8 protein-coding genes are annotated in these 15,450 nt (G+C 70.5%); all 8 read right to left on the bottom strand.

The window, feature by feature from the left end; translation table 11 throughout:
• Positions 1-6: 6 nt before the first annotated feature.
• A complete protein-coding gene (locus O9280_RS04000) occupies positions 7-1,047 on the bottom strand; it encodes a helix-turn-helix domain-containing protein (RefSeq protein ID WP_298339085.1) in 1,041 nt (346 codons plus the stop codon).
• Positions 1,048-4,203 (bottom strand): NAD(P)-binding protein, encoded by a 3,156-nt coding sequence (locus tag O9280_RS03995; RefSeq protein ID WP_298339082.1) that lies wholly within the window; start codon positions 4,201-4,203, stop codon positions 1,048-1,050. It abuts the gene before it with no gap.
• A 98-nt stretch (positions 4,204-4,301) separates the two neighbouring features.
• Entirely contained in the window at positions 4,302-5,654 is a 1,353-nt protein-coding gene (locus O9280_RS03990) for an outer membrane protein transport protein (protein ID WP_298339080.1), read from the bottom strand.
• 40 nt (positions 5,655-5,694) lie between these two features.
• Entirely contained in the window at positions 5,695-7,335 is a 1,641-nt protein-coding gene (locus O9280_RS03985) for a diguanylate cyclase (protein WP_298339078.1), read from the bottom strand.
• A gap of 145 nt (positions 7,336-7,480) precedes the next feature.
• A complete protein-coding gene (locus tag O9280_RS03980) occupies positions 7,481-9,898 on the bottom strand; it encodes a Tex family protein (protein ID WP_298339075.1) in 2,418 nt (805 codons plus the stop codon).
• Between the two features lie 105 nt (positions 9,899-10,003).
• The gene (locus O9280_RS03975; protein ID WP_298339072.1) at positions 10,004-10,837 is read right to left on the bottom strand and encodes a transporter substrate-binding domain-containing protein; all 834 of its coding nucleotides are present in this window, start codon (positions 10,835-10,837) and stop codon (positions 10,004-10,006) included.
• Positions 10,834-11,649, bottom strand: coding sequence for a transporter substrate-binding domain-containing protein (locus O9280_RS03970; protein ID WP_298339070.1), 816 nt, complete (start codon positions 11,647-11,649; stop codon positions 10,834-10,836). Before O9280_RS03970 ends, O9280_RS03975 begins: the two co-directional genes overlap by 4 nt.
• 48 nt (positions 11,650-11,697) lie before the next feature.
• On the bottom strand, positions 11,698-14,997 hold the full coding sequence (locus O9280_RS03965; protein WP_298339067.1) for an amidohydrolase family protein: 3,300 nt from the start codon (positions 14,995-14,997) through the stop codon (positions 11,698-11,700).
• Positions 14,998-15,450: the final 453 nt, after the last annotated feature.

Raw genomic sequence — 15,450 nt, 5'->3', positions numbered from 1 at the left:
CCCTGTTCAATCAATGACTTGGGCGTTTCCGGAATGATCGGATGGGAGATTCCGGCGGCGGAACTCGCCCGGCACGAGGCCGGTTTCCTCCTTGAAGGCGGCGTAGAACGTCGACTGCGAGCCGAAACCGACCGACAGCCCGACCGACAGCACCGAGGCTCGCGGTTCGTCGACCAGCATCCGGCTGGCCGCCGCCACGCGGTGCCGCCGGACGAACTTCGAGAAGCTCTCCCCGAAGCGGACGTTGAGCAGCTCGGAGAGCTGGTGCGGGCTGAGCTCGACCCGACGGGCCAGCTTGGCGAGCCCGAGGTCCTCGTCGCGGTAGAGGTGCTCGTCCTCGAACAGCCGCTGCAGGCGCTCCGCCGCCTCGGCCACGTCCACCCGGCCCAGCGAGCTCTGCGCGTAGCTGGTGGTGACCGCCTCCTGCGTCTTCGTGGCAAGGTCGGGCACGAGCAGCAGCAGGGCCGAGACCAGCAGGAAGCCGGCCGCGATCTGCACCGAGTAGGCGAGGGCGAAGGCGTGCCAGGGGATGACGGCTGGCGTCAGCGCGCCGGCCACGCCCACCCCGAGCCCCATCACCGCGAAGGCAAGCACCACCGGCAGCTCGAGGCGGAACCAGCGCCGGGTCGCGCGCAATCGATAGACCAGGGTCCCCAGGTGCAGCGCGTAGGCGGTGCCCAGGGTCAAGGACACCGGGATGGCCCAGGCCGGCGGCACGAGCGCGGCCAGCGCGGCGCTGAGTGCCCCGCCCGTGATCACCAGCCCGCGCCGGCGATCCGCCGGCTGCAGCACGCCGGACAGCAGCGCATAGAAGCCCCAGCTCTGAGCAAACAGCCCGGTCCCGTAGGACCAGGGCGGGGCGTCGGTCGCGCCGAGGGCGGCGAGGCCGACGTGTTGCCAGGCCGTCATCGTGAGGCCGGCTAGCATCACGGCCCCGCCGATGCGCGCGCTCCAGGGCATCGCCATCCGCGCGGGGGCGGTGACGAGGGCCACCGCCAGCAAGGCGGCGAAGGCCGTGCAGGCACCGGCGAGTGCGCTCAGCAGCACCTAGAACCCGCCTTCGCCGCGGATCACCGCCGGGTAGCCGCAGATCGCGCGCGCCGCCTGCATGCCGCCCATCGTCGCCGCCTCCACGCAGCCCGCGTCGAGGCCGGTCTTCAGCCAGTCGCCGGCGAGGAACAGGTTGCCGAAGCCGGACTGGTCGGCGCGCAGGCGGTACTGGCTGCTGTTCACCACGCTGAGCACGTAGCGCTCGGAGGGATCGACGTTGCCGCGCCAGTACTGGCCGTCGAAGCGCGCGGCGCCGGTGCCGTTCTGGAGATCGACGAGCACCGACCAGTCGAAGCCGGTGGGCGCCACCGCGTTCGGCCACAGGGTGCCGATGCGTTGCTCCAGCTGGGCGATGGCGTTCTGCTTCGCCTGCGTGGCGATCGCGGCGGGGAAGCCGGCCTCGCTGCTTGGCGGGTACGAAGCGACGGGCATCGCGGAGCAGAAGTACGAGACGTTGCGCGGCTGCTGCCCGGCGGGCCATTGCTCGCGGACGAGCAGCTGGTCCATCGGCGCCCAGGTGTCATACGGCTCGCTGAAGGCAGAGAGCACCGGCTCCTGCCCGCTGGGCGAGAGCGTCGTCCAGCCGAGCTGTGCGATGTCCTTGTTCGACCACACCTGGTAGGCCTGCGTGGCGACGGCCTGCACCGCATTGCTGCAGGCCGTGAGGCCGGCACTGAGCGGCAGCAGCGACGCGGCGACGTCGACGAGGCTGGCGACGGACAGCCCATACACGACGAGGTCGAAATCGACGCCGCGCTGCAGCGTGCGCTGCGGCAGCGGCTGGCCGAAGTGGGCTTCGTACACCTGCGGCCACGGCGACCAGTGGCTTTCGAGATTGATGTGGTTCGCCTGCAGCAGCGAGGCCTGCGCCGGATTGAGGAGCTCGTAGCGCGGCGTCGACGGCCAGCAGTCGAGGCCCTGCACCGGGCGCAGGGGCGCGTAGCCCTCCGTGCCGGTGACCTGCTGCTGCAGTTCGATGCGGTCCACGACCTTCGCGCCATCGGCCGTGCCCGGCGTCAGGCTGAGCACCTTGTGGAAGAAGTGGAAGCGCACGCCGCGACGCTTGAGCACCTCGAAGATCGGCCCGAACACGGTGTCGCCCATGCCGGCCTGCATCTTGAACATGATGCCGCCGTGGTAGCACATCGCCACTTTCATCATGCCGCGCAGCATGGTGCCGGCCTCGATGTTCGGCCGGCTGAAATCACCGTTCTCGTAGGCGAACACGAGGTCGTAGAAGCCGCGCACCGGTGCGCTGTAGACGGTCCAGCGCGCATTCGCCCCGTGCTTGGTCAGCCAGGCGTAGAAGTCGATGTCGTTGATCGCCTGGAAGCCCCGCTTCAGCACGGCGTCCTCGAGCATGCCGATGCTGCAGGTGGCGCCGAGGTCCACCATGATGAAGAGACGGCGCAGCGCGTCGTTCTGCGCCATCGCCTCGGAGGCCAGCCCGCCGAGCCAGGCGCGCAGGCCGCGGAGGGCGTCGCCAAGCAGCGCATGGTCGTCGGCGTCGTGCTGCTCGATGGCCTCGGGCAGTGCGGCGATGAACTGTTCCAGCGCGGCAATCCCGTGGTGCACGTCGGCGGCGAGGTGTTCGACGTCGGCTTCGACTTCACCCGCCAAGCGGTGCAGCCACGACGCGTGGGCGCCGTTGGCGTCGGCGGTGAAGCCGTGCTGGTTGGCATCGGCCACATGCTGCGCGCGAATGTCGGACAGGCCTTGGCGGATCCACGCCAGCAGCGTGCTGAGCGCCGACCACAGGCTGATGGCTTCGGAATGGTGGCCCGGCTGCCCCGGCTTCAGCGGCACGTCGATGTTCCACATCGACCAAGGCCCGTTGCGCGTGTCCGGGCCCGGCGGGCCGAGCGATTCGGCGAGGCTGATGAACTGCTGCGGCTTGAACGCGTCCTGCCACGTGGCCAGCGGCGTGCCGGCCGGGCGGCCCAGCGCGGCATAGGTCTGCTGCATCACGTCGAAGGCGTTGTCGTAGAAGCCGAACCAGATGTGCAGGCCGTGCTCCTCGATGCGCTCGCCCACCTCGGCGTTGCGACCGCTTGCGCCCTTGCCGCCGAGGCGCCAGCCCATCTGGTAGACGTCGATCTCGTAGCGGTTGGTCCAGTCCGGTTGGTTCGTGAGCCAGAAGGCGGCCGTCATCGCGCCAACGCCACCGCCGAGGATGGCGATCTTCTGTTTCTTCACCACCGAGTTGTCGACGAGCTCCTCGCCCGCGCTGACGACGAAATCGAAGTTCACGGCGAAGGGCATCAGTGCCGGCTGCGTGCCCAGCGTCCAGCCCAGCGAGCGGTCGAGCGGGAAGCTGTCGAAGGCGTGCAGGTTCAACGTGGCCGTGTCGTCGAACAGATGCACGCTGTGCACCTTCTGCACGGCGGCCGGCGCGGTGACGATGGCCTGGTACACCGCGCGTTCGCCGGCGGAGTCGGGGAACTGCTTCAGGAACAGCTGGTCGACCTTCGGTGAATGCAGCATGCCGAGCAGCTGCGCCCACGCACCTTCGCCGAACTGCCAGAAGCCGGGCAGCGAGCGCAGGAAGGTGAGCATCTCCTCCAGCCACTGCACCCAGCTGGCGATCGGCCGCGGCGCGCCGGTGCCGTTCACCTCGAGCAGCGGATGCAGGGCGAGTTCGGTGCCCGGCGCGAAGGGCTGGAAGCCCTTGGCGGCGAGGGTGAACGCGAGCGGGTCGCCGACCGCGGCGGGCATCGTGTACGTGCACTCGTATTTCGGGTAACCGAACAGCTCGCGCCCGTTGATCAACGCCATCGCGTCGTTGACCCAGATGTGCATCGGGTAGAAGTAGACGTGCTCGATCTCGGTGCCGCCGGTCGGCACCTGGCCCACCATCACCCAGGTGATGATGTCGGTCTCCTGGCCCCAGCCTTTCGCCGCGTCGGCGGGGAACTGGCTGTTCGCATGCGCCACGTTGGTGAAGGTGAGCATGACGAAGGGCGTCAGCACCTTGAACTGCATCTTGCCCTGCGTGCAGACGTTGAGCGTCTGGTCGACGCTGGCCTGCAGGGCGGCCAGCGTGCCCTCCACCCAGAAGCCGAACATCTGGGCGTTCTTCAGTTCGAGCGGCGAGTGCATCAGCACCGAGCCGGGGGGATAGAGGAACGGCGGGCGCTGCGTGGGGTTGGGCATGGCGCGATCCGGGTCGGGGAGCCCCGGAGTGTCGTCGTTCGCGCCCCCGTGGCTCAAGCGGGCGTCGCGGTGGCCCGCGACGCCGCGCCGTCAGGGCCTCAGTGCCAGTTGTATTGCACGCCGAGATGCAGCGAATCGAGCGCGTGGTCGCCGCGCAGGCGGCCGGCGCCGACGATGTCGCGGTCGATGGTGCTGCGGGCGAAACGGATCATGCCGAGCGCGACGTCGAGGCTGCGGCGGTCGGCCATCGTGTAGCGGAAGCCACCACCGACGAACACGCGATCGCTGTCCGGGACGATGGCATTGCGGTTCGCGTCATTGACGGCGCTCGATTCCCATTCGACGCCGCCCTTCCACTGCCAGCGCGCGCTGGTGCGGTGGTTGAGGCCGAGGCCGAACTTGCGCGTGTTCTGCCACGCGAAGGGGATGACGCTGTCGGCGGCGCCATTGGCGAAACGCAGGCGGATGTCCTGCAGGCGGCTCCAGCGCGTCCAGATCACGTCGGCGACCAGCTGCGTGCTGTCCCCGAGGTCGTAGGTGAGGCCCAAGCTGGCGATTTCCGGCAGCACCAGGGTCGAGGCCACGCCGCCGTTGCTGGTGGCGGGCGTCTGCGTCAGCGCCGCGAACGGGCCCGGCAGCACCGGGTTGCGGAACGATGTCGTGCCGTCGACGTCGAGATCGATCTTCGAACGCAGGTGCGCGCCGAGACGCAACTGCTCGGAGGCCTGCCAGGCCAGCGAGGCGGTCCAGCCGAAGCCGTTGCCTTCGGCGTCGATGCGGGCGGTGCCGTCGCGGCCTTGCGGGAGGATGCCGGCCGGCACGCACGCCGCGGGGCCGATCGCGGCGAAGCAGACGGTGCCGAAATCCACCGCGCTGACCAGCTTGGTCTGGCCGCGCACCGCCGTGAGGCCGACGCTCGCCGACCAGTGTTCGTCCAGTTCGAAGGCCAGCGCGGGGCTCACCGCCAGCGTCTTCAGCTGGGCGGTCTGCACCTGGTAACGCCCGACCCAGTCCGGGTCGTAGTCGGTGGAGAGGCCGAAGGGCGTGTAGAGCGCGACGGTGAACGCGCTGCGCTCCGTCAGCGGCCGCGTGTGGAACACGCTGAGCAGCGGCGCCGCGCCATCGGCGCTGGAGCGGGCCGGGCCGAGGGCCGGCGTGCCGACGGCGGAGAGGCTCTGGCGGTTGTCGAAGTCCGCCGTCAGCGCGATGCCGCCCAGTGCGAGACTGGTCTGTGGCGTGTCGAAGCGCGTGGCGAGGGCGGGATTCAACAGGGCCACCGAGGCGTCGTCGGCCCGCGCCACGCCACCGTGTCCGTTCGCGATCGCGGCCGCGCTCTGCGACTGCACGGTGAATCCACTGCCGAAGGCCGTGCTGCACAGGCCGGCGGCGAGGGCGCCGGCGAGGGTTCGTGTCGCACAGCTTCCGGGCCGCGATTTCGCCGATGTCGCCATGGAATTCCCCTGTGGGTGGTGCGTGTGGTGGTGCGACGGACTAGGTCGAGCGGTGGCCGGCGCGGATCGCCTTGCGGGTGGCCTTGTTCTCGTACATCCGCTGGTCCGCGACTTCGAGCAGCTGGGCCAGATGCCGGCTGGTCGGCAGGGCGCGGTCGGATGTGGCGATGCCGAAGCTCAGGCCGGCCTGCGGGAACCCCGTCGCCCGTACCTCCATCTCGACGCGCTGCAGTTCGCGGCTCAGGCGCTGCGTGGAGAGCTGGTCGCCGGCCATCAGCAGCACGGCGTACTCGTCGCCACCGAGCCGATAGACCTCGGCGTTCGGCGTCGCGATGTCGCGCAGCCCCTGCGCGACGGCGCAGAGCAGGGCATCGCCCCGGGCGTGGCCTTCCAGGTCGTTGATGGTCTTCAGCCCGTCGAGGTCGATCATCGCGACGAGGATGCCGTTCGCCAGCAGGGCCTTGTCGGAGTCGAGGATCTCCTCGAAGCGCAGGTTGAAGGCGTAGCGGTTCTGCAGCCCGGTGAGCGGGTCGGTGCTGGCCTGGCGCAGCGCGGCCTGCATGCCCACGCGGAAGGTCTCGCGCGAGGCCTCCACGGATTTCACGCGGTCGGCCAGCGCGACCGCGAGCAGCATCGCCTCGACGGCGTTGCCGATCAGCACCAGCAGGTCGGCGTTGTCGATGATGTCTTCCATCATCCCGAGGTTGGCCGGGAGGATGATGACGCCGGGAATCAGGATGGCGAGGTAGCCCGCGAGCATGAAGCGCGCCTGGGTGACGCCATTGAGCAGCGCCCAGACGCTGGAGCCCACGGCGAACGCGATCGCGAGGCCGACGAGGACGGTGGCCCACAGGTGCGCGGTGCCTGGCATCGTCAAGGCGCCGAGCAGGCCGATCGCCGACAGCACCATCAGCCCGTCCGCCATGTGGGCCAGTTTCGGGTCGAGCTTGGGGAGTTGCAGGAAGCTCCGGCAGAAGCCCGCGTGCAGCGCCGTCAATGCGATGAAGAAGACCGAGTAGTTGATCGTGAGGTCGCTCCAACCGAACCACTGGTAGGGCAGGCCGAAGTAGTAGCCCCAGCCCAGCACGAGGGCCAAGGACTGCCCGCCGTAATGCACGTAGGCCGACGAGCGGGTCCACGCGCCGATCAGCAGGTTGTAGATGCCGAGGGCGAGCAGGCCGCCGAGCGCCAGTCCGAACAGCAGGGTCTCGTTGCGGACGCGTTCGGTGAAGGCCTCCGCGCCGTAGATGTCGACCCGCGGCAGCGAGGTGAAGAGCGGGGTCTCCATCCGCACCAGCACGTCGTAGTCGGTGTCGGGCCTCAGCACGACCGCCACGCCCTGGTGCATGACGTGCGGGGAGGGCTGGCCGATGCCGACGGTGCCCGCCTGCACCCCGTCGGGCCCGTACACGCGGACTTCCGCCGTGTGGAAGAAAGTGTTCCCGGGCATCACCACGTACCGACCGCCGTCGCCGTTGCTGCGGAAACGGTGGCGCAGCCAGAAGGTTCCGCCCCGGAAATCGACGTGGCGCAGGCGCTGCTGGCTCGTCGACCAGCGGTCCACCTGGGCCTGGCTCGTGGGCCACCAGACCACCTCGGCGGCCTCGTAGACGGTCAGCTCGGCGCCGGCGTTGTCCGCGGCCGGGCCGAACAGCCACCACGGGCCGGCGGCGACCGGCATGGAGACGGACACCAACAGCCAGAACAGCAGTGCGCGCGCCGTGGCGATGGTCGTGATCCGTCCGAGGATAGGCCGACCCCATTGTGCGTCACTCCCGGCTCCCGGCAAGGCGCGCCGCGTCAATTCCTGTCGGAGTCGCCCCGGATCAGCGCTTCAAGGCCCTCAGGGCGTCCGCCATGGCGCTGTTGGCCGGGGCGGGGCCGGTGCCCGGGGTGCCGCGGCCGCTCGGGCGTCCGCCGTCCGCACGGGGGCCGCGCGCCTCCCGGCTGCCCCGCTCGTTCGAGGTGGGGCGGTCGTCGCGTTTGCCGCCCCGGGCCTCGCCCGGCACGTCGTCGAGGCGCCGGGTGAGGGCGATGCGCTTCCGCGGCACGTCGACCTCCAGCACCTTCACCTTGACCACGTCGCCGACCTTCACCGCCTCGCGCGGGTCCTTGATGAACTTGTCGGAGAGCGCGCTGATGTGGACCAGGCCGTCCTGGTGCACGCCGATGTCGACGAAGGCGCCGAAGGCCGCCACGTTGGTGACCACGCCCTCCAGCACCATGCCGGGGCGCAGGTCCTTCAGGTCCTCGACGCCGTCGGCGAATCGGGCGGCCTTGAACTCCGGGCGCGGGTCGCGGCCGGGCTTCTCGAGTTCCTTGACGATGTCCTTCACCGTCGGCAGGCCGAAACGCTCGTCGGTGAACGGCTCGAGCTTCAGGCCGCGCAGGCTGGCGGCGTCGCCGATCAGCTGGCCGATCGGGCGACCGCAGGCCTTCACGATCTTCTCCACCACCGGGTAGGCCTCGGGGTGCACGGCCGAGGCGTCCAGCGGCTCGTCGCCGCCGGCGATGCGCAGGAAGCCGGCGCACTGTTCGAAGGTCTTGTCGCCGAGGCGCGGCACCTTCAGTAGCTCGCGGCGCGACTTGAACGCGCCGTGTTCATCGCGATAACGAACAATGTTTTCCGCCACCGTGGTCGTCAGGCCCGACACGCGCGCCAGCAGCGGCGCGGAGGCGGTGTTCACGTACACGCCGACGGCGTTCACGCAGTCCTCGACCCGTGCGTCGAGGGCACGAGCCATCGCGAACTGGTTCACGTCGTGCTGGTACTGGCCCACGCCGATCGCCTTGGGCTCGATCTTCACCAGCTCGGCCAGGGGGTCCTGCAGGCGGCGGGCGATGGAGACCGCGCCGCGGATGCTGACGTCGAGGTCGGGGAATTCGCGGGCCGCGAGTTCCGACGCGGAATACACGGAGGCGCCGGCCTCGCTGACGACGATCTTGGTGAGCTTCAGCTCCGGGTGCTTGGCCATCAGCTCGCCGGCCAGCTTGTCGGTCTCGCGGCTGGCGGTGCCGTTGCCGATGGCGATGAGCTCGACGGCGTGCGCCGCGCAGAGCTGCTTCAGGCGCGCGATGGACGAATCCCACTGCCGCTTCGGCTCGTGCGGGTAGATGGTGTCGTACGCGACCAGCTTGCCGGTGGCGTCGACCACGGCCACTTTCACGCCGGTGCGCAGGCCGGGGTCGAGGCCGAGCACCGGGCGCATGCCGGCGGGCGCGGCCAGCAGCAGGTCCTTGAGGTTGTCGCCGAACACGGTGATGGCCTCGGCCTCGGCCTTCTCGCGCGCGGCGCCGACGAGGTCGACCGACAGGTGCATCAGCAGGCGCGCGCGCCAGGCGAGGCGGGCGGTCATCAGCAGCCAAGCGTCGGCCGGACGGCCCTTCGGCGCGATGCCGGCTGCGAGTGCCACGCGACCTTCGGCGTAGGCGTGGCCGGCCTCGAGGTCGGCGGTCGGCTCGAGGTCGACGCTGAGCATCTCCTCGCGGCGGCCGCGCAGCAGGGCGAGCATGCGGTGCGACGGGATCGCGCCGATCGGTTCGACGTGCTCGAAGTAGTCGCGGTACTTCGCGCCTTCGTTTTCCTTGCCCGGCATCACCTTCGAGCGCAGCACGCCCTTGGCCTGCAGCCACTCGCGCAGCTCGCCCACCAGACCAGCGTTCTCGCCGATGCGTTCGATCAGGATGGCGCGCGCACCGTCGAGCGCGGCGGCGGCATCCGCCACGCCTTTCTCCGCATCGACGAAGCCGGCGGCGCGTTCCTCGGGGGCGACGGTCGGGTCGGCGAGGATCGCGTCGGCCAGCGGCTCCAGCCCGGCCTCGCGGGCGATCTGCGCCTTGGTGCGGCGCTTGGGCTTGTAGGGCAGGTAGAGGTCTTCGAGGCGCGACTTGCTGTCGGCGGCCAGCACGTCGTCCAGCAGCGGCTTCGTCAGTTTTCCCTGCTCGGCGATGGAAGCGAGGATGGCGTCGCGGCGGTCTTCCATCTCGCGCAGGTAGCCGAGCTGTTGCTCGAGGTTGCGCAGCTGGGTGTCGTCGAGACCGCCGGTCACTTCCTTGCGGTAGCGGGCGATGAAGGGGACGGTCGCGCCCTCGTCCAGCAGTTCCACGGCCGCATGCACCTGCGCGGGCTGCGCAGCGATCTCGCCGGCGATGCGCTGGGCGATGGTGGCCGCGATGGCGGCGGCAGGACGGACGGGCGCGGCGAGGCCGGCGGTTTCGGGGGCGGGCGCAGCAGGAGCGGACATCGGGACTCGACGGCAGGTGGAACGGCCGGCGATTGTCCCCCCGGCCGCTGGCGGCGGACAGGCTGGCGAAACGGATCGCGCTGTGTCAGGCCGTCGCGGCGAGGCCTAGGGCGAGGACCGTGGCGTCAGGGCCTCGGTGATGGCGGCCTGCTCGCGACGTCGGAAGGCGGCGCTGGTGCGGACCTCGCGCGTGGTGGCCCAGAGCCGTTGAGCCAGCGCGGGATGGGCCGCGACGAAGGCATGCGACAGGCCGAGGAAGTAACGCTTGGTCAGGATCGGTCGCGGCAGGGCTTCAAGGTCATCCAGCGCGACGCCGCCGGCCGCCTGCAACTGCGCCCAGCGGAAGGCACTGAGCGCGATGGCGTCGAGCTCGCCCCGGGACAGCCGCGACAGCTGGACCAGATGGTCCCGCGACGACATCTCCACGGCCCATCCGGCCCGCTTCAGGTCGTCCGCGATGGCATAGCCGGGCTGCACGCCCACAGGCCGCGTGGAGCCCACCAGCTGGCCATCGACGACGTCGACGGGGGTGCCGCGACGGCGGACGAGGACGATGGCGTCCTCGCGCAGGGCATCGGCGTCGACATCGGGCGCGCCCGGCGGGAAGGCGAACACCGGCCGGCGTTCCGGCGAGAACGCGACCGCGAAGGCGCCGTCCATCCGGCCGCCGCCCACTTCGGCGAGGCAGAAGGGCCAGGGCTGGGGGTGGTACTCCACGCGCAGGCCGAGGCGTCGCGCCACCTCATCGAGCAGCTCGAAGTAGAGCCCCTGCTTCTGCCGGCTGCGCCAGGGCACCGCCGGGGTTTCCTCGAAGCAGAGATCGAGCGTCACGGGCTCGGCGGCGGCAGCCGGACGGACCGGCTGGGCCACGACGCTTTCCGCACCGAACCAGGCCGCGATCGCGAGGCCGGCGGTGGTGCAGACGCCGGAAGGCCTCATCGTGGGCTCCCACCATCCGAGCTGCCGCGGGCGCGGGCGAGTTCGCCCTGGTAGGCCTCGCTCTCGCGCACTTCGGCCACGGCTTGCCAGACGCGGCGGGCGAGTTCCGGGTGCCGGGCCACCAGCGGTTTCGACAGCGCGAGGAAGTAGGGCTTCTCCACCAGCGGGCGCTCGACCACGTCGAGCTCGATGAGCCATGGGTGTCGCTGCTGGCGGAGCTGGTGCATCTGGTCGGTGCCCACGGCAGCGGCGCCGATCCGCCCGGCCGCGAGCTTGCGCAAGAGGGCCTGGGGGCTCGGCGCGGCGTCATCCACCGCGTAGCCGCGCCGGCGCAGGTCCTGCGCGATCGACGTGGCGGGTTCGGCCCCGATGCTGCCGACCAGCCCGGTGATGCGCTCGCCGTCGAAGGCCAGGGGCGTGCCGCGCCGCCGCACCAGCACGTAGCCGCCCTCGAACATGCGCTGCGCCGCATCGGGCGCGTCGCCGCCGGGAAACGCGGCGAAATCCTGCCGCTCCGGCGTGACGCTGATGCCGAAGGTGCCATCGACGCGGCCGGTGCGGAGGTCGTCGTGGCAACGGCGCCAGGGCCGTCCCTGGTACTCGAAGCGCAGGCCGGTTCGGGCGGCGACGGCGTCGAGCATGACGAAGTTCAGGCCGACCTTGTCCCGCGTGCGCCACGGAAGCACGTCGCTGTCCTCGAAGCACAGCACGAGGGTTCGGGGCGCGTCGTCCGCCGGCGTGGCGGACGGAGGCACCGGGCGGGCCAAGGCCACGCCCGGGAGCATCGCGAGGATCAGCAGGAGACGTCGCATGGCCGCGAGACTATCGATTTCTTGGGTGATTTTCCGCCCGCTCGCACGTCAATTCCTGCCAGCGTCCCCCATCCGGCTGGCATTCCCGCGGCCGGCCCAGGAGCCGCCGTACTCCCAGGGCATCGGCGCGCGGTGGCTCTTCGGGCAGTGGCAGGGGGCGGTGGGGCCCCACTCGGCGCCGCGCATCAGGCCGTTGCCCTGGCGCTGCCAGTAGAAGGTCGGGGCCGGGGTTTCACGCCCGCCGATCTCGGCGAGGGTGGTGGCGTCGAACAGGCGACCGTTGACCACGACGTGCGTGGTCTTGGCACTGTCCTGCAGGTTCTCGAGCGGATTGCCGTCGACGATGACGAGGTCGGCCTTCTTGCCGGCTTCGATCGAGCCGAGGTCGGTGCTGTAGCCGAGATGATCCGCGCCGTCGATGGTGAATGCCCGCAGCGCCTCGAAGTTCGTGAAGCCGCCCTGCGCCAGCGACCACATCTCCCAGTGCGAGCCGAGGCCCTGCAGCTGGCCATGGCCCCCCACGTGCACGCGCACGCCGGCATCGCGGAGTGCCTTGAGCGATTCGGCGACGGTGATGTGCCAGTAATCCCAGTCCGGGCCGGTCTCGCGGCGGATGGCGCGGGCCTCCAGCGTCTCGCGCGGGAAGAAGCGCAGGAGGCGCTCGTTCTGCCAGACGTTGTCGCGGGCGTACCACCAGTACTCGCCGGAGAGGCCGCCGAAGCTGACGTTGAGCGTCGGCGTGTTGCGAACGTCGGTCTGCCGCCACAGCTCGATCACGTCGCGGCGCAGCGGCGCCACGGGCAGGTTGTGCTCGATGTTGCTGCTGCCGTCGACGATCATCGTCAGGTTGTGCTGGAAGGTGCTGCCGCCTTCCTCGACGGTCATCATCCCCAGCTCGCGGGCGGCCTGGTTGATCTGCTGGCGCTGGTCGCGGCGCGGCTGGTTGTAGCTCTTCACCGCGAACACGCCGTTGGCGCGCAGTCGGCGCAGGTGGGCGCGGGCATCGTCGATCGAGTTCACCACCGCCTTGAAGTCGCCGTCGGCGCCATAAAGGATGGTGCCGGTCGAGAACACGCGCGGGCCGAGCAGTCGCCCGGCCTCCACCAGTTCGGCCTGCGAGAACACGGTCTCGGTGTTGGCCGACGGATCGAACATCGTGGTGACGCCGAAGGCGAGGTTGGCCGCGTAGCTCCAGTTCGCCTGCGGGATCACGCCGCTGAAGAAGTGGCTGGCGTGCGCATGCACGTCGATGTAGCCGGGCAGCACGGTCTTGCCGCTCGCGTCGACGACGCGCGCGCCCCGTGGGACGGCGACTTCGCCGGCCCGGCCGACGGCGACGATGCGGTCGCCGCGCAGAATGACCACGCCGTCCTCGATCACCTCCTGCTCGCTTTGCGCGTTGCGCATCGTCACCACGCGGCCGCCGGTGATGGCGACGACGTCGGTGGGCGCGTCGACCGGAACGCGCAGGCCAAGCGCCCTGCCGCCGTCGTCCTTCGCCGCGGTCACGTCGCGGCTCACGTAGCGCTCGCCGACCAGCCAGTGCAGGGTGTCGGCGTCCGACCAGTGCAGGTAGGCGCCGACATCGGTCGAGAGCGCGGTGACCGGCACCGCCTTGGTGTCCTTCGACAGCGCCACGGCCGCGCCGGTCTGCGGCAGCGGCGCCACGTAGGCGTTGTAGAGCTCGGTGAAGGCGACGCGCAGGCCGTCGGGCGAGACGCTGACCGCGTCGACGTACTTCAGGTCGAGCACGTCGCGGCGGTCCTCGCCGTGCAGGCCCACCGACACGAGCTTCTTCGACAGCCCGCCGCCGGTCAGGAACAGCACGCGCGTGCCGTCGGCGTTGAATTGCGGTTCGCGGCCATCGTCCGCCAGCTTGCGCGGCTCCCCGCCTGCGGCGGGCATGACGAACACCCCGGCGTCGCGGCCCCAGGCGCTGCCGATCACCGAGTTGCCGCGATCGCGAACGAAGACGATGCTGCGGCCGTCCGGCGAATAGCGCGGACCGTAGTAGACGCCGCGCACGGTCGTCAGCACGCGCTCGGTGCCGCTGGCGACGTCGCGCTCGACGATCTGGCCGCGCGCTTCGTCGTTCCACGTGGTGAACAGCATTTTGCTGCCGTCCGGCGAGAACGACGGCTGGTACTCGAAGCGGTCGTCGTGGTCGGTGAGTGCGCGCGGCGTGCCATTGCCCTCGCGCAGCCACAGGCGGCCGACCGCGTGGAAAGCCACGCGGCGGCCGTCATTCGACGTGGCGACGTCGCGGACCATCCGCGGCGCGAACGTGCCGGTCGGCAGGGTCTTCTGCTGGCGCGGCGCCTCGGTGACGCGCTGCTCGACCTCGGCGCTGAACGGAATGTTCGTCGCCTCACCGCTGCCCGCGTCGACCCGCCAGAACTTGCCGTCCTTGCCCCAGACCACGAGCGCGGCGCCATCCGGCGTCCAGTCGAAATTGGCGTAGGGCCCGAAGATCGCCCAGCCCTCCTGCTGGTCGCGCTCGAGGCCGTCCCACAGCGGTCGCACCTGGCCGGATTCGAGGTCCATCAGGTGGAGCACCGACTTCTCGCGGATGCGCTTGACGAAGGCGAGGGTCTTGCCATCCGGCGAGGGCTGCGGGCGCACGGCGCCGCCGGGGCTGCTCACCAGCGTCTCGATCTCGCCGGTCTGGCGGTCGAGGCGCTTGATGGCGTAGATCAGGCCGTGCGGGTTCTTGTTGTATTGGAAGGACGGGCCTTCGCTGACGTCTTCGCTGAAGTAGACGTAGCGGCCGTCCGGCGACACGGCGGGCTCGCCGAGATCCTGCTGGTCGTTTTTCTGCGTCGTCAGCTGCAGGCCGTCGCCGCCGTCGCGGTGGTAGAGCCACAGCTCACCGGCGCCGAGCGAACGCTGGCCGGTGAAGTGCTTGCGGCCGACGATGTATTGGCCATCCGGCGTCCAGGCCGGGTTGTTGAGCAGGCGGAAGCGCTCCTTCGTCACCTGCACCGGTCGCGTGCCATCGGCCTGCATCCGCCACAGGTTGTTGCCGCCGTCGCGATCCGAGGTGTAGGCGATCTCGCGGCCATCGGGCGAGTAGCGCGGCTGCACGTCCCAGGCGGGGCCAGAGGTGAGGCGCGTGGCGCGGCCGCCGGCGATCGGCAGGCGGTAAAGGTCGCCCAGCATCGAGAACACCATCGTGCGGCCATCGGGCGCGACGTCGAGGTCGAGCCACGTGCCTTCGTCCGTCGTGAAGCGCACGGTCTTCGTCGGGCCGTGTTCGCCATTGACGTCCCAAGCGGGCGCGTCGGCGGCGAACGGGACGGAGGCGGCGAGGGCGAGCGCGGCGGCGATCGCGAGGCGGGTGTGGCGCATGAGTGGGTTCCCCTGGGGCGAGCCCACGAGCGTAGCGGCAGTGGCGTGGCCCGGCCTGTGCCGAAGCGCAGGGTTCGCTCAGCGGGCGCTCACCGCAGGGCCGGCCGGGGCCTGCGGCTGCCTCGCCCCATCACTTTCTGGTCAAGAAACGCGGCGGTCCGGCCGAAGGCGACATCCTGTCGCTCGGCCGGATGGCGCATCCCTGCGCCACCGCTTCGCGGCTATCGCCTCGGCCGCGCGTCGGGGCTCGAAATTCGCCGCAGGCCCCGGCCACCCTGCGGCGGCGCTGTGAGAGTGTTGCGCCGTACCGAGCGGGTGCGGGCGAAATCGACGCCGGGTACCGTAGGCGTGGGGATGCGGTGTTGGCCGATCGTAGGCGCATCGGGCTGGTCAATCCTTGATGCGCAAGTGACCGCTTTGCTGGTCAGTTCTCAGCGAGCGGCAACACGTGTT

Source organism: Silanimonas sp. (assembly GCF_027531545.1).
Lineage (GTDB): Bacteria > Pseudomonadota > Gammaproteobacteria > Xanthomonadales > Xanthomonadaceae > Silanimonas.
This window is presented reverse-complemented; position numbering and strand designations above follow the sequence as displayed.

Bases quoted from the DNA above. Each gene is read 5' to 3' on its own strand.
- O9280_RS03995 (WP_298339082.1), bottom strand. From the start codon at position 4,203: ATGCCCAACCCCACGCAGCGCCCGCCGTTCCTCTATCCCCCCGGCTCG.
- O9280_RS03990 (WP_298339080.1), bottom strand. From the start codon at position 5,654: ATGGCGACATCGGCGAAATCGCGGCCCGGAAGCTGTGCGACACGAACC.
- O9280_RS03985 (WP_298339078.1), bottom strand. From the start codon at position 7,335: ATGCCGGTCGCCGCCGGCCCGTGGTGGCTGTTCGGCCCGGCCGCGGAC.
- O9280_RS03980 (WP_298339075.1), bottom strand. From the start codon at position 9,898: ATGTCCGCTCCTGCTGCGCCCGCCCCCGAAACCGCCGGCCTCGCCGCG.
- O9280_RS03975 (WP_298339072.1), bottom strand. From the start codon at position 10,837: ATGAGGCCTTCCGGCGTCTGCACCACCGCCGGCCTCGCGATCGCGGCC.
- O9280_RS03970 (WP_298339070.1), bottom strand. From the start codon at position 11,649: ATGCGACGTCTCCTGCTGATCCTCGCGATGCTCCCGGGCGTGGCCTTG.
- O9280_RS03965 (WP_298339067.1), bottom strand. From the start codon at position 14,997: ATGCGCCACACCCGCCTCGCGATCGCCGCCGCGCTCGCCCTCGCCGCC.